Source organism: Roseibium sp. AWQ4_254 (genome assembly GCF_056161025.1).
This window is the reverse complement of record NZ_JBSWYH010000016.1, coordinates 71,960-90,323: the sequence shown is the minus strand read 5'-3', so window position 1 is coordinate 90,323 and position 18,364 is coordinate 71,960. Positions and strand designations below refer to the sequence as shown.

At 58.5% G+C, this 18,364-nt stretch carries 16 protein-coding genes; 12 read left to right on the top strand and 4 right to left on the bottom strand.

Annotated elements, in window-relative coordinates; genetic code table 11:
* Nucleotides 1-2 precede the first annotated feature (2 nt).
* Nucleotides 3-752, bottom strand: a complete 750-nt coding sequence (gene ubiE, locus ACXAIC_RS13845; protein WP_475180153.1) for a bifunctional demethylmenaquinone methyltransferase/2-methoxy-6-polyprenyl-1,4-benzoquinol methylase UbiE — start codon at nt 750-752, stop codon at nt 3-5.
* 215 nt (nt 753-967) lie between these two features.
* Between ubiE and mutM the strand changes: the two genes are divergently transcribed.
* The 8 genes from mutM to gyrB all read left to right on the top strand — a co-directional run bounded on the left by mutM (nt 968) and on the right by gyrB (nt 10,997).
* On the top strand, nt 968-1,861 hold the full coding sequence (gene mutM / locus ACXAIC_RS13840) for a bifunctional DNA-formamidopyrimidine glycosylase/DNA-(apurinic or apyrimidinic site) lyase (RefSeq protein ID WP_475180011.1): 894 nt from the start codon (nt 968-970) through the stop codon (nt 1,859-1,861).
* Between the two features lie 140 nt (nt 1,862-2,001).
* Nucleotides 2,002-2,775: an enoyl-CoA hydratase gene (locus ACXAIC_RS13835; RefSeq protein WP_475180008.1), complete on the top strand. Its 774-nt coding sequence runs from the start codon at nt 2,002-2,004 to the stop codon at nt 2,773-2,775.
* 175 nt (nt 2,776-2,950) lie between these two features.
* A complete protein-coding gene (gene rpsT, locus ACXAIC_RS13830) occupies nt 2,951-3,217 on the top strand; it encodes a 30S ribosomal protein S20 (RefSeq protein WP_475180005.1) in 267 nt (88 codons plus the stop codon).
* Nucleotides 3,218-3,863: 646 nt separating this feature from the next.
* Nucleotides 3,864-4,304: a rhodanese-like domain-containing protein gene (locus ACXAIC_RS13825; RefSeq protein WP_475180002.1), complete on the top strand. Its 441-nt coding sequence runs from the start codon at nt 3,864-3,866 to the stop codon at nt 4,302-4,304.
* Nucleotides 4,305-4,460: 156 nt separating this feature from the next.
* Nucleotides 4,461-5,936, top strand: coding sequence for a chromosomal replication initiator protein DnaA (gene dnaA, locus ACXAIC_RS13820; RefSeq protein ID WP_475179999.1), 1,476 nt, complete (start codon nt 4,461-4,463; stop codon nt 5,934-5,936).
* 170 nt (nt 5,937-6,106) lie between these two features.
* Complete coding sequence (gene dnaN, locus ACXAIC_RS13815; protein ID WP_475179995.1) at nt 6,107-7,225, top strand: DNA polymerase III subunit beta; 1,119 nt, start codon at nt 6,107-6,109, stop codon at nt 7,223-7,225.
* A gap of 37 nt (nt 7,226-7,262) precedes the next feature.
* Nucleotides 7,263-8,411 carry a DNA replication/repair protein RecF gene (gene recF, locus ACXAIC_RS13810; protein WP_475179990.1) on the top strand — a complete coding sequence of 383 codons (1,149 nt, stop codon included), beginning with the start codon at nt 7,263-7,265 and terminating at the stop codon, nt 8,409-8,411.
* A 132-nt stretch (nt 8,412-8,543) separates the two neighbouring features.
* The gene (gene gyrB / locus ACXAIC_RS13805; protein ID WP_475179987.1) at nt 8,544-10,997 is read left to right on the top strand and encodes a DNA topoisomerase (ATP-hydrolyzing) subunit B; all 2,454 of its coding nucleotides are present in this window, start codon (nt 8,544-8,546) and stop codon (nt 10,995-10,997) included.
* Nucleotides 10,998-11,742: 745 nt separating this feature from the next.
* Here gyrB and ACXAIC_RS13800 read toward each other — a convergent pair.
* Nucleotides 11,743-12,207 carry an Lrp/AsnC family transcriptional regulator gene (locus ACXAIC_RS13800; protein ID WP_475179984.1) on the bottom strand — a complete coding sequence of 155 codons (465 nt, stop codon included), beginning with the start codon at nt 12,205-12,207 and terminating at the stop codon, nt 11,743-11,745.
* Between the two features lie 184 nt (nt 12,208-12,391).
* Between ACXAIC_RS13800 and ACXAIC_RS13795 the strand changes: the two genes are divergently transcribed.
* Together ACXAIC_RS13795 and ACXAIC_RS13790 are read left to right on the top strand one after the other, a co-directional pair.
* Nucleotides 12,392-12,829, top strand: a complete 438-nt coding sequence (locus ACXAIC_RS13795; RefSeq protein WP_475179981.1) for a universal stress protein — start codon at nt 12,392-12,394, stop codon at nt 12,827-12,829.
* Nucleotides 12,830-12,848: 19 nt separating this feature from the next.
* Nucleotides 12,849-14,387, top strand: coding sequence for an alanine/glycine:cation symporter family protein (locus ACXAIC_RS13790; RefSeq protein WP_475180151.1), 1,539 nt, complete (start codon nt 12,849-12,851; stop codon nt 14,385-14,387).
* A 197-nt stretch (nt 14,388-14,584) separates the two neighbouring features.
* Here ACXAIC_RS13790 and ACXAIC_RS13785 read toward each other — a convergent pair whose 3' ends face one another.
* Nucleotides 14,585-15,202 carry a TetR/AcrR family transcriptional regulator gene (locus ACXAIC_RS13785; protein WP_475179977.1) on the bottom strand — a complete coding sequence of 206 codons (618 nt, stop codon included), beginning with the start codon at nt 15,200-15,202 and terminating at the stop codon, nt 14,585-14,587.
* A gap of 76 nt (nt 15,203-15,278) precedes the next feature.
* Here ACXAIC_RS13785 and ACXAIC_RS13780 point away from each other — a divergent pair, with 76 nt between their 5' ends.
* Nucleotides 15,279-16,022: an SDR family oxidoreductase gene (locus tag ACXAIC_RS13780; RefSeq protein WP_475179974.1), complete on the top strand. Its 744-nt coding sequence runs from the start codon at nt 15,279-15,281 to the stop codon at nt 16,020-16,022.
* 572 nt (nt 16,023-16,594) lie between these two features.
* Here the strand turns inward: ACXAIC_RS13780 and ACXAIC_RS13775 are convergent.
* Nucleotides 16,595-17,164 carry a TetR/AcrR family transcriptional regulator gene (locus tag ACXAIC_RS13775; RefSeq protein ID WP_475179971.1) on the bottom strand — a complete coding sequence of 190 codons (570 nt, stop codon included), beginning with the start codon at nt 17,162-17,164 and terminating at the stop codon, nt 16,595-16,597.
* A gap of 60 nt (nt 17,165-17,224) precedes the next feature.
* Between ACXAIC_RS13775 and ACXAIC_RS13770 the strand changes: the two genes are divergently transcribed.
* Nucleotides 17,225-18,349, top strand: coding sequence for an NmrA family NAD(P)-binding protein (locus ACXAIC_RS13770; RefSeq protein WP_475179966.1), 1,125 nt, complete (start codon nt 17,225-17,227; stop codon nt 18,347-18,349).
* Nucleotides 18,350-18,364 lie beyond the last annotated feature (15 nt).

The window sequence follows — 18,364 nt, the reverse complement described above, 5'->3', positions numbered from 1 at the left end:
AATCAGAATTTCCAGCCAAAGTGCAGGGCAGCAATGCCGCAGGAATAATTTCGGTAGCCGACCCGTTCAAACCCGGCCTCGCGGATCATTTCCGCAAAGCGCTCCTGGCTCGGGAACTTGCGAATCGATTCCACCAGATACTGATAGGGCTCACCGTCGCCGGTCACCCATTTGCCAATGGGCGGGATCGCCTGAAAGGAGAACGTGTCATAAACCTTGTCCAGACCGGGCACATCCACTTCGGAAAATTCCAGGCACACGAACCGGCCGCCGCGCTTCAGAACCCTCCGTGCTTCGCGCAGCGCCTTGGGAATATCGGGCACGTTGCGGATCCCGAAGGCAATCGTATAGGCATCGAAGCTCTTGTCGGAAAACGGCAGATCTTCCGCATTGCCCTGGGAAAAGGTGATCTGGTCCGAAAGGCCGGCCTTCTCGGCCCGATCCCGGCCGACCGTCAGCATGGACGTATTGATGTCGCAGACAATGGCCTTGGCCGTGCCACCGGACTTGTTCACGACCCGGGTCGCAATGTCACCGGTGCCCCCGGCCACATCCAGCAAGCTCCATCCGGACGCTGCGGCGCGCGGCGGTGCCAGGAACGAGACCATGGCCTCTTTCCACACCCTGTGGAAACCGCCGGACATTAAGTCGTTCATCAGATCATAGCGCTCGGCAACCTTGTGGAAGACATCGTCCACAAGGGTCTGCTTGTGCCCTTCGGCCACTTTGGTGAACCCGAAGCTGGTGGGCATGTCTTCGGGAGCGCGGCCGGAAGCGGTCCGGTATCCCTCGGTCTCTTGTGTCATGATCGCGCCTCCTGGCGGCTGCCGTCTGATAAGTCTCGTCAAATCGGGCCGGACAATAGTACAAGCCTTTGGGAAGCGCTATCGTTCACGGCCACGAAAAGCCATATGCCGCAGGCCTATATCGTGCAACCCCAGCAGACACCAGTGTGGAGAAGGCTTCAATGCCAGAATTGCCGGAAGTCGAAACGGTCAAACGGGGCCTTGCCCCCACCTTCGAAGGGGCCCGGATCACCACCGTGGACCAGAACCGGCCGGATCTCAGATTTCCCTTCCCCGACGGGTTCGTCCCACGGCTGTCGGGCCGGACCGTGACCGCCCTGACCAGGCGCTCCAAATATCTGCTGGCCGACCTGGACAGCGGGGATGTCCTGATCATGCATCTGGGCATGTCCGGCTCGTTCCGGGTCGAAAACGACACGGATGCCACCTTGCCCGGCGCCTTTGCCCATGACAGGAACAAGGATGCGAAACACGATCATGTGGTGTTTCATCTTTCAACCCGTGACAGGGGCCCGGCGCGCATCATCTACAATGACCCGCGCCGGTTCGGGTTCATGGATCTGGTCCCGCGTCCGGACCTTCGGACCCACCCCTATTTCCGCGAGCTTGGGCTGGAGCCGCTCGGCAATGCACTGAGCGGAGCGACCCTTGCCCGCCTCTTCAAAGGCCGCAAAACGCCACTCAAGGCGGCCTTGCTCAATCAGAAGCTTATTGCCGGGCTCGGCAATATCTATGTGTGCGAAGCTTTGTGGCGCAGTGGCCTGAGCCCGAAACGATCCGCAGGAAGCCTGGCGACGGACACAGGCCGGCCGACCCAAAAGGCCGATGCCTTAGCGGGTCATATCAGGGACACGCTCAACGAAGCCATTGCCGCCGGCGGCTCCACCTTGCGCGACCATACCAAGGCCGACGGTACCCTCGGCTATTTCCAGCATTCCTTCGCCGTTTATGACCGGGAAGGGCAGCCGTGCCGGAAGGAGGGCTGCCCGGGCACGGTGACCCGCATTGTCCAGTCCAACCGCTCCACCTTCCATTGCCCGTCCTGCCAGACCTAGGTGTGGTTTTTCCTCCAGAGGAGCGGCAGCAGAACAAAGACACGCCATAGCCGCTTTTGACACGCTTGCCAGACGCCGTGCGGGTCAGGTAGGCAGGAGGTTGTTACGATTAACAGGTCCTGGCACTGGGAGCAGGGGATATGGGATACAAGAACATCCGCGTGGAAAAACGAGGCAAGGTCGGCCTGATCACCCTCGACCGGCCCAAGGCGCTGAATGCGCTGAACGGGGAGCTGATTGCCGAACTGGGCACGGCTCTGGACGGATTTGATGCGGATGAGAAAATCGGCTGCGTCGTTCTGACCGGCTCCGAAAAGGCCTTTGCAGCCGGGGCGGATATCAAGGAAATGCAGCCGCATGACTTTTCCTCCGCCTATCAGACGGATCTGATCACCCCGTTTGACCGGGTGTCGCGCAACCGCAAACCGATCATTGCCGCTGTTGCCGGCTATGCGCTGGGCGGCGGCTGCGAGCTGGCCATGCTGTGCGATTTCATTCTGGCCGCCGATACAGCCAAGTTCGGCCAGCCGGAAATCACTCTTGGAGTTATTCCGGGCGCGGGTGGCACCCAGCGCCTCACGCGCTTTGTCGGCAAGTCCAAGGCCATGGAAATGGTACTGACGGGCCGCATGATGCATGCTGAAGAAGCCGAACGCAGCGGTCTGGTCAGCCGTGTCGTGCCCGCTGATGACCTTCTGGAGGAGGCCCTGAAGGCGGCCGAGAAAATCGCCGAGTTCTCCTTGCCCGTGGTGATGATGGCAAAGGAAAGTGTTGACCGGTCCTATGAAACCACCCTGTCTGAAGGGGTGCGCTTCGAACGGCGCGTCTTCCAGGCCCTGTTCGCGCTGGACGATCAGAAAGAGGGCATGACCGCCTTTGCCGAAAAGCGCGCACCGCAATTTCGCAACAAATAAACAGCGGGTTGGCGGATAAAGCCGTTGACGCACGCGCCAAGCGCGATTATAAGCAGCGCCCAATCGGTGGCGGATTTCCGCCGCCGTTGTTTTTTGATCGGGTCTTACCGCTTTTCGCGCCTTGGTCCCGATTGCCACCGGACACTAGTCCCACTTACCGATCAGGATTGAGCCCATGGCCAACACACCATCGGCCAAGAAGGCGGCCCGCAAGATTGCCCGCCGGACGGCCACGAACAAAGCCCGCCGGAGCCGCGTGCGCACCTTCCTGCGCCAGGTTGAAGAGGCAATCGCTTCTGGCGACCAGAGCGCGGCAAACGAAGCCTTCAAGGCAGCGCAGCCGGAAATCATGCGCGCCGCGTCCAAAGGCGTTATGCACGCCAATACGGCGTCGCGAAAGGTTTCCCGCCTAAATGCTCGCATCAAGGCTCTAGGTGCCTAAACGCACCGTCACAAGACCGTTAAAGAGGCCCGGCAGAAATGCCGGGTTTTTTTTAGCCGCGTAATTTTGTGGATGAGTTTTTCCGGCAACCAGAGCGCGTAATATACGTAGTTTTGACACTTGTGGCTATGTCATAGAAAAGCCAATAAAAACAATATCTTATAGACATGTAAGAGTCGGCAATCGGGATCGAACCGGATTCGATACGAGTCAAGAGACACCTGCTTATTTTTTTTTTGGAATTGTTGTTTTTGAATTGTGACAGTGCACCGAATTGCAAAAAGTCATTGCTGCAAAAAGCATTTGCTGCCCTCGTGCCAACAGGCAAAAAAAGACTGACGATGGGGCAAAAATAGGGCAGCCTTCAAAATCGTTAAAAGTGGCTGTTGCCCCGGCCTTCGTCCTCTGTATATTAACACTGCGACTGGCGGCAAAGACCAGCAGACAATCTAAAAACGGTGCTTGGACGAACAATGAATAAGTTAAATCGATGCATAGCTGAGCACGTGGCGTTAAGACTTCGGAATGAATACATTAGTGTATTCGACACCCTGGTCTTCTAGTTCTCGTTTGAACTAAAACAATATCTATAAAATCAAGTTAGAACTTTAAATCAATAGCACTCAGCTATTGACAGGGGGTTGTTTTGCATAGTGAGGGTGAATACGCTGGGGACGTTACAGCACAACAGGCGTTTGACAGTCTGTCCGGACAGGAAAATGCAGTGCTGGTGGACGTGCGCACCCAGGCCGAATGGACGTTTGTCGGTGTGCCGGATCTGCGGCCCGTGGGCAAGGAAGCGGTTCTGATCGAATGGCAGAGCTTCCCCCCCTCAGGACCCAATCCGGACTTTGCGAACACGCTTTCTGACCTTCTGGTCAAAAAAGGGCTTGACCAAACCGCTCCGATATATTTCTTGTGCCGCTCCGGTGCACGGAGCCAGGCAGCTGCCATGGCCCTGACCCAGGCCGGCTACACACACTGCTTCAACATTTCAGATGGGTTCGAAGGGCCGCTCGACACGGACGGCCATCGCGGAGCCCGGTCCGGCTGGAAATCGGCGGGGCTGCCCTGGATCCAAAGTTAGCAACCCTGCACGCAGACAGGGGCAAGGTGGCAGGACCCGTCCGGCCGCCAATACCAGAACCGTCCCAAAAGGGACAAAATATAGCTGCAAAAGCAGCAAGGCGTTGGGGAACGGCTGTGGCGGATCGTTCTCCACCTAGTACAGGAGGCAAGTGATATGCAGGTTCAGGAGGCAGGCGGCTCCGAACATTGGAAGCGAGTGAAGAAACAGCTTCGCGCCGAGTTGGGCGATGATGTCTTTACCAGCTGGTTTGCGCGGGTTGATCTGGAGGAACACCAGGACGGAACAGTGAGACTGTCTGTTCCCACGCGTTTTCTCAAACAGTGGATCCAGAACAATTACAACGACCAGCTCATGGGTCTTTGGCAGCGAGAATGCGACAATGTGCACCGCATTGAGCTGACTGTGCGTGGCGCCATCCGGCCGCGGCAGCCCCAGACGGTCCAGCCCAGCCTGGCAGCGCCTGTCGGTGTGAAGCCGGTGGCAGCCGATGCCAGAACCGAGACCCTCGGCGATGCGGCACAGGTGACCCGGGCCCAGGCGGCCACGGCAGCTCTTGGCCGGGGCGACACCGGCAATGACAGTGCCCGGGATGTGCTGCAGGGCGCAGCGCTGGACCCGAAATATACATTTGAATCCTTCGTGGAAGGGGAATCCAACAACCTGGCCCTGGCCGCAGCGCGCCAGGTGGCCGCAGGCGGAACGGTCACGTTCAACCCGCTCTACCTGCATGCGTCCGTGGGCCTCGGAAAAACCCACCTGATGCAGGCTGTCGCCGCAAAGGCGCGGGCCAATGGTCACAAGGTGCTCTACCTGACAGCCGAGCACTTCATGTACAAGTTCGTCGCGGCCCTTAAATCCCAGTCCGCGCTGGCCTTTAAGGACACCCTGCGCACGATCGATCTCCTCTTGATCGACGACATGCAGTTCCTTCATGGCAAACAGGTGCAGCAAGAATTCTGCCACACCCTGAACGCGCTGATTGACGGTGCCCGTCAGGTGATCGTGGCAGCCGACCGAGCCCCTTCCGAGCTCGATACTTTGGACGACCGTGTCCGCTCCCGCCTGTCCGGCGGCCTTGTCGTGGGCATTCAGGAGCCGGACTTCACCTTGCGCCGGAACATTCTGGTCTCCCGGGTGGAAGCCGCCCAGAAGACCTACCCGCAATTCGACGTGCCGGACAGCGTTCTGGACTATGTTGCGCGGCATGTGGCTTCTTCCGGACGGGATCTGGAAGGGGCGCTGAACCGCCTGATTGCCCATAATCAGCTGACAAATCAGCCGATTACGCAGGACATGGCGGAAATGACCTTGCGTGATCTGGTGCGCTCCACCGAGCCGCGCCGGGTCAAGATCGAAGACATCCAGCGCGTGGTGTCCAAACACTACAATGTCACCAAGGCGGATCTTCTGTCCGCCCGCCGGACCCGCACAATCGTGCGCCCGCGACAGATTGCCATGTATTTGGCCAAGGTTATGACCCCGCGCTCGCTGCCGGAAATCGGCCGCCGCTTTGGCAACCGGGACCACACAACCGTGCTGCATGCGGTGCGCAAGATCGAGGAAATGGCCCGGGCGGATTACGGCCTTGCCCAGGAGCTGGAACTGCTCAAGCGCATGCTTGACGCGTGACCCGCTAAATACACGATTTTCACTGAATTTTGGGGGCGTTCCGGTGGAACGCCCCCTTGCTTTTGGCGCCCGATAAGGGCAGTGTCTTTCCCCCGCCCCCATTGGGAGCCCAATTGTCCAGTTAGGTCAGGCCCTTAAAACCTGATCATTCACGAGTACGGAAGAAGCGTATGAAAGCGACCCTCGAGCGGACCGACCTCCTCAAGTCCTTGACCCATGTGCACCGGGTGGTCGAGCGCCGGAATACCATTCCCATCCTGTCGAACGTGCTTCTGCGCGCCGATGGCGGCGCCATCAAGCTGAAGGCCACCGACCTGGATCTGGAAGTCGTGGAGACGGTTCCGGCCATGGTCGAGATGCCGGGCGCCACCACGGTGCCGGCCCACATGTTCTACGACATCGTACGCAAGCTGCCGGACGGCTCCCAGGTGGTTCTGGAAACCACCAGCGACAATGCAACCCTGGAAATCCGCGCCGGGCGCTCGAAATTCACCCTTCAGATGCTGCCGGAAACCGACTTCCCGGATCTGACCGCCGGTGACTTCAGCCATGGCTTTGCCTTGAGCGCGAATGACATCCGCAAACTGATCGATACCACCCAGTTTGCGATTTCGACCGAAGAAACCCGCTACTATCTGAACGGCATCTATCTGCACACTGTGGATTCGGCCAATGGCCAGCAATTCCGCGCCGTTGCCACTGACGGCCACCGGCTGGCCCAGGCCGAAGTGCCTGCCCCCCAGGGCGCCTCGGGCATGCCCGGCATCATCGTGCCGCGCAAGACGGTCGGCGAGATGCAAAAGCTTCTGGAAGACCCGGAGGCCAATGTCCAGATCGAGCTGTCCGACACCAAGATCCGCATCACCACGGCCTCTGTGGTCCTTACGTCCAAGCTTATCGATGGAACCTTCCCCGACTATGGCCGCGTCATCCCCCAGGGCAATGACAAGGAGATGCGTGTCGACCGGGACGAATTCAAGGACGCGGTAGACCGTGTGTCCACCATCTCCTCGGAACGCGGCCGCGCCGTCAAACTGTCCCTGACCGATGGGCGCATGGTGCTGACCGTGAACAATCCAGATTCGGGCAGCGCGACCGAGGAGCTGGCCGTCGAATATGATGCCGAACCGCTCGAAATCGGCTTCAACTCCCGCTATCTGCTCGACATCGCCAACCAGCTTGGCAGCGATACAGCTCTGTTCCGTCTGGCAGATTCCGGCTCCCCCACCCTCATTCAGGACAACACGGTCGATGACTGCCTGTTTGTCCTCATGCCGATGCGCGTCTGACCGGATTCCGGGCAGACCCTGAGGCGGAAAGCGGTTCATGAGCACGTTCCGGACAGCGCAACTGACCCGCCTGTCCCTGACCGATTTCCGCAACTATCCGGCTCTTTCCCTGGATCTGTCGGCCAAGATGATTGCCTTTGTTGGGGCCAATGGCGCTGGCAAGACCAACATTCTGGAAGCTGTCTCCTTTCTGACCGCCGGGCGCGGCCTGCGCCGGGCGCCGATGGCCGATATTGCCCGCACCACAGGCAGCGGCGGCTGGAGTGTGGCGGCGACGGTTCAGCTGGACGGACTGGAAACCAGAATAGGCACCGGCCTTGCCGCCGGAGGCCAGGGCCGCAAGGTGCGGATCGATGGCGAAGACGTCAAGGGATCGGACAGCCTGCTGGACTATGTCCGGGTGCTCTGGCTGGTCCCGGCCATGGATGGGCTCTTTACCGGGCCCGGCTCCGACCGGCGCCGGTTTCTGGACCGGCTGACCCTGGCCCTCGACCCGGCCCATGGCCGAAGGGTCAGCGGCTTTGAAACCGCGCTCAGGCAACGCAACAAATTGCTGGATCAGGGCGGCAGCGACGCCTTTCTAAGCGCTTTGGAGCAGCAGGTGGCCGAGCTTGGCACCGCCGTCTCCATTGCCCGTCAGGAGACCGTGCTGCTGCTGGCCCAGACCCTTGAAGAGCAGGTCAGCGAGGACCTTCCCTTCCCCCATGCCCTGCTCACGCTGGAAGGCGCCTTTGAAGGCGAGACGCATGGCCTCAGCGCGACAGACCGGGAAGAGCATTACCGGCGCCTGCTGGCAGACGGGCGCGGCCGCGACCGGGCGGCCGGGCGCACCTTGACCGGCCCGCATCTGAGCGACCTGAAAGTGCTTCATGCCGCCAAGCAGATGCCTGCCGCCCGCTCCTCCACCGGGGAGCAGAAAGCGCTTCTGATCGGGCTCATCCTGGCCCATGCGGATCTGACGGCCAAGGTGAGCGGCATGGCACCGGTTCTGCTGCTGGACGAGGTCGCCGCCCATCTGGACCCGGCCCGCCGGGCCGCCCTGTTTTCCAAGCTCGACACCCTTCGCGGACAGGTGTTCATGACCGGCACGGACGAGGCCCTGTTCGAAGCGCTTCCGCCAACAGCCGAAGTCTTTGAGATTGACGGACAGCAGGGCCGCTTGACCGCCCCGCGTCCAGCCCCATAAATGCGCCGAAATCTGTTGGTTTTCCACGATTATCGCTTCGCTGGCTTCGCTACACGCCCGGCGCGGTTGAACGCCCCGGGGAACCCCGTATAACGGGGGGAGAAAAGACAAACCGATTGGTAATTGATTCGCATGAGCGACACGTCCTCGTCAGAGCCTGCACAAACCCCTGAAACCGACACCGGCGCCGAATATGGCGCAGACTCCATCAAGGTGCTCAAGGGGCTCGATGCGGTGCGCAAACGGCCCGGCATGTATATCGGGGATACCGATGACGGATCCGGCCTGCATCACATGGTCTATGAAGTGGTCGACAACGCCATTGACGAGGCGCTGGCCGGCCATGCCGACCATGTGACGGTTACCCTCAATCCCGACGGCTCGGTGACCGTGTCCGACAATGGCCGCGGCATCCCGACCGACCTGCACCCGGAAGAAGGGGTGTCGGCGGCCGAGGTCATCATGACCCAGCTCCATGCGGGCGGGAAATTCGACCAGAATTCCTACAAGGTGTCCGGCGGCCTTCACGGCGTGGGCGTCTCCGTGGTGAATGCCCTGTCCACTCGGCTGGACCTGCGCATCTGGCGCAATGACCAGGAACATTTCATGCGCTTTGCCCATGGCGAAGCCCAGGGGGCGCTGGAAGTGGTCGGCCCGGCCGATGGCAAGAAGGGCACGGAAGTCACCTTCCAGCCCTCGCCGGAAACCTTCAGCAAGACCGAGTTTGTCTTCAACACGCTGGAACACAGGCTGCGCGAACTTGCCTTCCTGAATTCCGGCGTCCGCATCATCCTGACCGACAAGCGCGGCGTGGAAGAGGTGGTGGAGGAGCTCTTTTATGAAGGTGGTCTGGAAGCCTTTGTGCGGTATCTCGACCGGGCCAAACATCCACTGATCGAAGACCCGATCAACATGAAGGCGGAAAAGGACGGCATCACCGTGGAAGCGGCGATGTGGTGGAATGACAGCTATCACGAGCATGTGCTGTGCTTCACCAACAACATTCCCCAGCGCGATGGCGGCACCCATCTGGCCGGTTTCCGGGCAGCCCTCACCCGTCAGGTGACCGGCTATGCGGAAGCCACTGGCCTGATGAAAAAGGAAAAGGTGTCCCTGTCCGGCGATGATTGCCGGGAAGGTCTGACCTGCGTGCTGTCGGTCAAGGTGCCGGACCCGAAATTCTCCTCCCAGACCAAGGACAAGCTCGTCTCCTCCGAAGTGCGGCCGGTGGTGGAGAACCTCATTTCCCAGATTCTGAGCGAGTGGCTGGAGGAAAATCCAGCCCCGGCAAAATCCATTGTGTCCAAGGTGGTCGAGGCGGCCTCAGCCCGCGAAGCGGCGCGCAAGGCGCGCGAGCTGACCCGGCGCAAGGGCGCGCTGGATGTGGCCTCCCTGCCCGGCAAACTCGCCGACTGCCAGGAGCGGGATGCTTCCAAGGCCGAACTCTTCCTGGTGGAGGGCGATTCTGCAGGCGGCTCGGCCAAACAGGGCCGCCACCGCGAAAACCAGGCCGTTTTGCCCCTGCGCGGCAAGATCCTCAATGTGGAACGCGCCCGGTTTGACAAGATGCTGTCCTCCAACGAGATCGGCACCCTGATCACTGCGCTCGGCACCGGGATCGGCAAGGAAGAGTTCAATCTGGAAAAGCTGCGCTACCACAAGATCATCATCATGACCGATGCGGATGTGGACGGCGCCCATATCCGGACCCTGCTTCTGACCTTCTTCTTCCGCCAGATGCCGGAGCTGATCGAAAACGGCTATGTCTATATTGCCCAGCCGCCGCTCTACAAGGTGAAGCGGGGCCAGTCGGAGCAATATCTCAAAGACCAGCTGGCACTTGAGAACTATCTGATCGCCCAGGGCCTGGACGAGACCTCCATGACGCTGGCCGGTGGCGAGGTCCGCATGGGCCAGGATCTGCTGGGCGTGGTGGAGACTGCCCGCAAGATCTCCGAAATCTTTGACGGCCTGCACACCCGCTACAACCGAGATGTGGTGGAACAGGCCGCCATTGCGGGAGCCTTGACACCGGAGATCCTGGAAGATCCGGCCAAGGCGGAGGAGGCCGCTGCCTATATCGCCCGGCGCATGGACATTCTGGCCGATGAATTTGAGCGCGGCTGGACCGGCGAAGCCCGGGACGATGGCAGCCTGGTGTTCCGGCGCACCGTCCGCGGTGTCGAGGAAGCCGCCACCATTGATCCGGCCCTGCTTGCCAGCGCCGACGCCCGGCGTCTGGCCGCCTATGCGGACCACCTGAATGACATTTACGGCAAGGCTGCGGTCCTGCGGCGCAAGGATGTGCCAAGCGAAATCCGCGGCCCCCGCGCCCTGCTGGAACAGGTCTATGCCTTTGGCCAGAAGGGCATTTCCCTGCAACGCTATAAGGGTCTTGGCGAGATGAACCCGGAACAGCTGTGGGAAACCACCCTCGACCCCAATGTCCGCTCCCTGCTGCAGGTCAAGGTGAAGGAGGCCGACGATGCCGACGACATCTTCACCAAACTGATGGGCGACGAAGTCGACCCGCGCCGGGAATTCATCCAGGACAACGCCCTGACGGTCGCCAATCTGGACATTTGATCCGGTTACAGGGAAGCGCATAAAATTTCGCGAGGCGGCGAGATAGCATCAATCTATCTTCAAAAATGACAACAACTTAGACGGAAGCCAACATTCTGTCTGAGTTGTTGGGACATGCGCCCCCCTTGTCCTGATATGGGGTGTCGGATTTCGAATCGATCCGCAAAATCAGGCTACTGCCATTGCCCGTCTCTCGCTGAGCATGGTCCATTTTCGGCCCATTGCGGACGTCGCCATACTCGTCAACGAATGTCCGTATCAGGTCCTCGAGTCGGCCGTTTAGTGTCTGTCAAACTTGCTCTATTGAAGTCGCACGGAGTTATACCAACCTCAATAGATAGAAACCCACCTGATGGCGCTGGTGCGGATTGGCCGGCAAGGCGCGTTGTGCAGGACGGCCTTTATGGTCGTTCAAGCGGCGCAACGCAGTCCGGCGGGCCGGAGCAGGCCACCGAGGCCGTGTTTGAGGACTGTTCAGCTGCGTCCCAGGTTTTGAACGATAAACCATATCGCCCTGCAACCTGCCCCTTGCCGAACAGCCCCCAAACACGGTCAGATCGGTTCCTATCTATTGAGGTTGATATTAGAGCATCGGGCGAAAAGTCTGCACGATTTGACCGGATCTTCTTTGTCTACTGACATCGATGGATCGCACTTGTGGTGTGGCGCGCGGACCAGACGTGCGACAACGTCCGGAGTCCCTCCGAATGCGGTCAAATGGGGGCATGATCAACTGCGCTTGGTTTTAGGCGTTGAACATATGCTCCTCCTTCACAACTTCCATAACTGAAAACGAGTTTGTCTGGTGGATACCTGGCAAGCGATTGATCTTTTCACCCAGAACATCGCGGAAGTGACGCATGTCACGGGTCCGGACAATGAGCAGGTAGTCGAATGACCCTGCGATCATCAGGCAGGAATCGATCTCTGCAATTTCCCGGACGGAGCGGTTGAAGGCATCCAGATTGTTGTCGCCGGTCGCTGACAGAGCAACCTGGACCAGGGTCAAATGTCCCATGCCCAAACGCTCCATGTCTAACTTGGCCTTGTAGCCGGAAATGAAGCCTTCTCGCTCCAGGCGTTTTACGCGTTCCGTGCATGGTGTGTTTGTAAGATTTACACGCGCTGCGAGCTCAACGATCGGTAGACGTCCATTGGATGCAAGCTCCTCCAAAATGCGCAAATCGATGCGATCAAGATTCCTGCCCATTAGTGAAAGCTCCTAAAGATTGTCTAATTTGAAGGAAAATACTCGCTAACGTAGCTGAAAAAAGCGCCACTTACTAGTGATTTTACCTAATACTAAGAGCTGGCAGAAGGAGTACATGCGCTCTTGGGAGTGCTGAAAACATCTCTGCTGCCAAAAAAAGCAAACCGACTAGGGGTAACAAAGAATGAGTACAAAAATCGTTGTTGGCGTCGACGGGGCTAGTTCCGGAGACAGAGCGCTCGCATTTGCCAAGGATCTGGCAGGGCGAACGGAAAGTTGCGAATTGATCGTGGCTTACGTTATCGAATGGTCCCCTTTCAGCTTCCACACGGCTGAAGAGAACGAATTGCGCCACAAACGGCGCGAAGAAGAACTGGAAACCGCGCATTCGCGGATTGTCGATCCCGCTCTGTCACAGTTGCAGGATGCGGGATTCAAGACCAAAGGCATCGTTCGTCATGGTGACGTAGCTGAAACTCTTAATGCGATCAGTGTTGAAGAGGGCGCGTCACAGCTCATCGTTGCTCGCAGCTCGGAAAGCGGTTTTGCCAAGCGCATTTTCGGCAGTTCAACACAGAACTTAGTTATGCACGCGGACGTGCCGGTTACAGTCGTGGCCTAAGGGGGAAATCATGAAAACCATGTTTAAGGTCTGGGCCACTGGCCTGGCGATGACCGCGCTTGCCCAACCGGCTTTGGCGCAGGGCACCGTTGGTATAGACGAGAAGATCAATCAGGTTTTTGCGGCGGTGACAGGGCCGTTCGTAGCGGCAATTTTTGCACCGATACCGGGAACAAGCTTTCCTTGGATCGTCATGTGGCTGGTAATCGCCGCGACCGTCTTTACCCTCTACTTTGGCTTCGTACAGGCCCGCTTCTTCAAGCATGCCATTCAGCTGGTGAAGGGAGATTATTCCGATCCTAGGGACGCGGGCGAAGTGAGCCACTTTCAGGCGCTTGCGACCGCGCTTTCTGGCACAGTAGGACTTGGGAACATCGCGGGCGTTGCAGTCGCCGTTGGTATTGGTGGCCCGGGCGCAACCTTTTGGATGATCCTGGCGGGCCTTCTGGGGATGGCCTCCAAATTTACGGAATGCACGCTCGGTGTAAAATACCGCAACGAGTATGAAGACGGCAGCGTCTCCGGCGGCCCGATGTATTACATTTCCAAGGGGTTCAAGGAGCTGGGACTGCCGGGCGGCAAGGTCCTTGCAGTCTTGTTTTCCGTCTTCTGCATTCTGGGCGCGCTTGGCGGCGGCAACATGTTCCAGGCAAACCAGGCCCATGCACAGATTGCAGGGATCTTCGGTGACTATCCAGGATGGATCACCGGGCTTGTGTTCGCGGCAATCGTTTTTGCGGTCATTGTCGGAGGCATCAAATCAATCGCCCGTGTCACGGAAAAAGTTGTACCATTCATGGGGGTTCTTTATGTCGCCGCTGCCGTAGTCATCCTACTGACGCATTACGACAAGATCGGCTGGGCTTTTGGCCAGATCTTTGCCGGCGCATTCACAGGCCTCGGTGTCGCAGGTGGCATGGTTGGCGCGTTGATCCAAGGTTTCAAACGGGCCGCCTTTTCAAATGAAGCTGGTGTCGGATCTGCGGCGATTGCCCACTCGGCCGTGCGAACGAAAGAACCGATCACCGAGGGCTTCGTGTCGTTGCTGGAACCCTTCATCGACACTGTGGTCATTTGTACGATGACTGCGTTGGTGATCACGATTTCCGGCCAGCTCATCATGGACCCGGAGACCGGTTTATTCGTTCTGGACGGATCAACCATTGCAACGATTGACGGCAACACCGGCGTTGCATTGACTTCTGCTGCCTTCGGATCAACGATCAGCTGGTTCCCGTACATACTAGCGGTCGCCGTGGTGCTGTTTGCCTTTTCGACCATGATTTCCTGGTCGTATTATGGGCTGAAAAGCTGGACCTATCTTTTTGGCGAGGGCAAGACGAAGGAACTGATCTTCAAGGTCATGTTCTGCGTGTTTGTTGTCATAGGTGCGTCGGCCAACCTCGGTCCGGTCATTGACTTTTCAGATGCCGCTATCTTTGCAATGGCCGTAGTCAATATCTTCGCACTCTATTTCCTGATGAAGATTGTTCGTAACGAACTGAATTCGTACAGCGAACGCCTGAATTCAGGAACAATCAAGAAGTTTGCGCATTAACCAAGTCTCCGGGGCAGTTATGCCCCGGAGCCGTATTGGATCCGCACGCCGGCTTGCATTCAGTTCGCGTGTGTTCACAATTCTTCGCTTGCCACATGAGCAAACGGGCGCATCGGTTCGGATCTATGCTCGGTTGTTTCATTTGGTGAGCTTGGCATTAAACCCAAATCGCCGTTACCGGCAAAATCGAAACGAGATTATCTGGCAAGCACAAGCTTGATGTTTTCTTTGGCCAACCGTTCAATTTCCTCCCTCGAAGCGCCAGCTCGCGCACGGATTGCAGAGGCAAACATGAGGTCAATCGTCAACCGTGCCCGGGTTTGAAAAGGATATTCCTTCGGCAGCTCACCCGCTTCGACGCTTTGCTTAAGTCGCCGGGCGATCTGCTCTTCGCCAACTTGCAGATTATTTGCGAGAAACGCATGGACATCGGGCATTGTCTCAGCGCATTGCACCGCGACGCAGGCGATCAGGCATCCTCGCGCGCCTTTCTGTCCGGACTGGGTTTGGGCAACCGTAGAGAAGAACGCTGTTACAGCATCTTCGATACCACAAGCAGCATCGAACGCTGTTAACGCCTCTGATCCTATCGTGGAGCTGTACCGTTGGAGGACCTTCAGAAAAAGAGATCTCTTGTCTCCGAATGCACCATAGACACTTGGCTTGGTCAGGCCCATGGCATTGGCGAGGGATGCCGTATCCGCACCATCATATCCGGCTCGCCAGAAGATGCCGACTGCTGCATCAAGCGCTTGATCCGGGTCGAAGGTTCGTGGGCGGCCCCGTTTCCTGCCCTCTGATTTATTACCTACCATTCAGTATAAAACTCTTGAATCCGATGCTTGGCACATATATCTACCGATTGGTATATAAATCAAGTGGAGTCAAAATATGCACGATTTTACAGGAAAGAAAGTACTTGTAACCGGCGGTACGAGCGGGATCGGTAAGGCCGCAGCTGCCGCTTTCAAGGCGGCCGGTGCTGAGGTGATGATCACTGGGCAGGATCCGGGGCGTCTTGCGGAAGCCGGACTGGACCTTAAAGTCGCGACAGCAAGGCTTGATGCGGCAGACATGGCGAGTGTCGAAGCGCTGTCTGCACTGGTGGAGGCGGAACTCGGCCGGATCGATGTGCTGTTCCTGAACGCGGGGACAACGCTTCTCGCCCCGGCCGACCAGACGGACGAAAAACTTTATGACTTGATGATGGATACCAATGCGAAGGGACTGTTTTTCACAGCGCAGAACCTCCTATCTCTGATAAATAAGGGTGGGTCGGTCGTTATGAACACTTCAGTCAACAACCAGATGGGCATGGCGTGGTCGTCAGCCTACGCTGCCTCGAAAGCAGCCGTACGATCCTTTGCGCGTGTGCTGGCCGGAGAATGGATTGAACGGGGTATTCGAGTAAACGCTGTCAGCCCTGGACCGGTTGAAACTCCTATTTACGGCAAGCTCGGCTTATCTCAGGAAACGGTCGAGGGGTTCGCGAAAGATATCGGGGGCAAGATACCGATGAAGCGCTTTGGCAAACCTGAGGAAATCGCTGCGGCTGTTCTCTTCCTGGCGTCCAGTGATGCGTCCTTTATTCTAGGTCATGAATTGGTCGTTGACGGCGGCTGGACCGAGATCTGAGCGATAGACAACGGCCGCCGGTTGATCCCCGGCGGCCAGACTGCATCACGGCTTATACCAACCTCACTAGATAGGAACCGATCTGACCGTGTTTGGGGACTGTTCGGCAAGGAGCAGGTTGCAGGGCGATATGGTTTATCGTTCAAAACCTGGGACGCAGCTGAACAGTCCCCAAACACGGCCTCGGTGGCCTGCTCCGGTCCGCCGGACTGCGTTGCGCCGGCTCTTTGGCCCGCTGGAATTTGCATGCAGTACAGGCAACGCGTCATGTTGGTGAGCGAAGCGGGTTGCAACTCCGAAGGCTCTCGACTCAGCCTGTCCTACTCAGCTGATCATGCCCAAGGTGAGGTCGCCAAACTGGGTATGCTGCAATGTCACATTGCCGCTTGCAATCTCAATCACCGCATCAAGTGGCGCTTCCTTAGCGGGCTCAAAATTTTGCCGATTCCAGGCTGGACGGGGTGCTGGCGCGGTTTTGTGTATATGACGAAGCCGTTCAAGCCCCGAACCTATAAACGGGTCTTCTGCCGACCTTGGGCAAATCAAATGTGATTACGCGCCGCCGGTCGCGATCACAGCCTGGTAATCGCCTGCTTCGCCGCGCTGAGAATGGACTGCGACCGGTCCGGCTCGTCTGCCAGCCTTGCCAGCGTCACCGCCCCAAGAAGGAGAGAGAAACGCATATATCCCGAGAGCTCTGTGCCATCCTCCTGCAAAAGTGCGGCCACCCGGTCGACCGCTTTTGAGCTGTTCTCTCGCACAGCTCCATCCATGCGCGCGAGTTCTGACCCAAGCGCGGCAATCGGACACCCGATAGTCCGGTTTTCGACGTGTTCGCCGGACAGATACATGTCGATATATGCCGTGCGGGCGGCGTCGCCGGGGCAACGCTCCATCTCTGCAAGCGACACGTTCACCGCGTTCTCGAAGGCATCGGCAACCAGATCGTCCTTGCCGGAAAAGTGACGGTAAAAGCCGCCATGGGTCAGCCCGGCCGCCTTCATCACCTCAGCGACGCTTGTGGTCTCCACCCCCTTGTCCCGGATCAGCCCGGCTGCGGCCTCCAGAATGCGTTGGTGAGACCTCTGTTTTTCGATGTTGGAGACACGGGGCATGGCAGCTTCAGCTTTTGGGGTTGACATAATAGATTTTATCTATCATCTAAAAAATAAGATTACAAGCATCATCTAAATGGACGTAGCATGACCGACACCTTAAAAATTCTTGTCACTTCCGCTGCGGGACGAGTGGGCCGGGACGCGGTCCGCCTCATTCTCGACGCCGGGTTTGAGGTCCGGGCGATGGTTCACCGCCGAGATGCACGTGCCGAAGCTCTGGAACGGATGGGTGCAGAGATCTTTGTTGGCAATCTTCTGGATTTCGACGACTTGAGCCGGGCAATGACCGGCGTCAGCCGAGCGTTTCACATTCCGCCCTTTGCTCCGCATCTGCTGCACAACACCATGTTGGTTTGCCTCGCGGCCCAGGACGCGCAACTGGAGACTTTGGTGCTATTATCGGGCTGGAACCCCAGCCCCGCGCACCCCTCGATGCTGACGCGCGAACACTGGATCGCCAACAATATCGCCCGATGGATGCCTGATGTGGGGGTGATCCACCTCAATCCCGGCATCTTCGCCTTTACCTATCTGCTGACCACGCCCGTCACCCGCAAGCTGGGGGTTCTGCCGCTGCCCTTTGGCGATGGCGCGAATGCGCCGGTATCCGAACGTGATATTGCCCGCTGTGCGGCCGCGCTTCTGGCGAACCCCGCGCCCCATATCGGCACCTCCTGGCGGCCCACCGGCCCGGCGCTGCTGACCGGGGGCGATGTAGCCCAAATACTGACAAGGGTGTTCGACCGTCAGGTGCGTTATCAGCCGATCTCGTTTCGGATGTTCTCCAAGGCGGCACGCGCCATGGGGTTCCCTGATTTCGACACCTACAACCTGCGCCACTATGCCGAGGAAATCGCCGAAGGCGCGTTCGCTATTGGCTCACCAACCGACGATGTCGAGCGGCTTACCGGCAGCCCGGCGGAGAGTTTCCAAAGCACCGCAGAGCGATATGCCGAAAATGTCAGCCGACTGGCGCCGAATGTAGCAGATACCTCCCTGTTCGGGGCAATGGGGTTCATGGTCCGGATGCTTCTGACACCAGCTCCAAGCTTCAAGGCCCTCGCAGAATTCGAAGGCAGGGCCCGTTTGGCCCATCCAATGGCCGGACATCAAAATCCTGACTGGCAAGAGGCCGCGCTCGACGGGCGGTTGATGCTGATGGATGCACCGGGCCGGATCCGCGCCACTCGCCCCTCCAAAACCGCCTGACCCATAAGTAACCGG

What these genes read in the sequence shown, in the direction of transcription:
- ubiE (WP_475180153.1), bottom strand. Translation starts at nt 752, where the DNA reads ATGCCCACCAGCTTCGGGTTCACCAAAGTGGCCGAAGGGCACAAGCAG.
- mutM (WP_475180011.1), top strand. Translation starts at nt 968, where the DNA reads ATGCCAGAATTGCCGGAAGTCGAAACGGTCAAACGGGGCCTTGCCCCC.
- ACXAIC_RS13835 (WP_475180008.1), top strand. Translation starts at nt 2,002, where the DNA reads ATGGGATACAAGAACATCCGCGTGGAAAAACGAGGCAAGGTCGGCCTG.
- rpsT (WP_475180005.1), top strand. Translation starts at nt 2,951, where the DNA reads ATGGCCAACACACCATCGGCCAAGAAGGCGGCCCGCAAGATTGCCCGC.
- dnaA (WP_475179999.1), top strand. Translation starts at nt 4,461, where the DNA reads ATGCAGGTTCAGGAGGCAGGCGGCTCCGAACATTGGAAGCGAGTGAAG.
- dnaN (WP_475179995.1), top strand. Translation starts at nt 6,107, where the DNA reads ATGAAAGCGACCCTCGAGCGGACCGACCTCCTCAAGTCCTTGACCCAT.
- recF (WP_475179990.1), top strand. Translation starts at nt 7,263, where the DNA reads ATGAGCACGTTCCGGACAGCGCAACTGACCCGCCTGTCCCTGACCGAT.
- gyrB (WP_475179987.1), top strand. Translation starts at nt 8,544, where the DNA reads ATGAGCGACACGTCCTCGTCAGAGCCTGCACAAACCCCTGAAACCGAC.
- ACXAIC_RS13800 (WP_475179984.1), bottom strand. Translation starts at nt 12,207, where the DNA reads ATGGGCAGGAATCTTGATCGCATCGATTTGCGCATTTTGGAGGAGCTT.
- ACXAIC_RS13795 (WP_475179981.1), top strand. Translation starts at nt 12,392, where the DNA reads ATGAGTACAAAAATCGTTGTTGGCGTCGACGGGGCTAGTTCCGGAGAC.
- ACXAIC_RS13790 (WP_475180151.1), top strand. Translation starts at nt 12,849, where the DNA reads ATGTTTAAGGTCTGGGCCACTGGCCTGGCGATGACCGCGCTTGCCCAA.
- ACXAIC_RS13785 (WP_475179977.1), bottom strand. Translation starts at nt 15,202, where the DNA reads ATGGTAGGTAATAAATCAGAGGGCAGGAAACGGGGCCGCCCACGAACC.
- ACXAIC_RS13780 (WP_475179974.1), top strand. Translation starts at nt 15,279, where the DNA reads ATGCACGATTTTACAGGAAAGAAAGTACTTGTAACCGGCGGTACGAGC.
- ACXAIC_RS13775 (WP_475179971.1), bottom strand. Translation starts at nt 17,164, where the DNA reads ATGTCAACCCCAAAAGCTGAAGCTGCCATGCCCCGTGTCTCCAACATC.
- ACXAIC_RS13770 (WP_475179966.1), top strand. Translation starts at nt 17,225, where the DNA reads ATGACCGACACCTTAAAAATTCTTGTCACTTCCGCTGCGGGACGAGTG.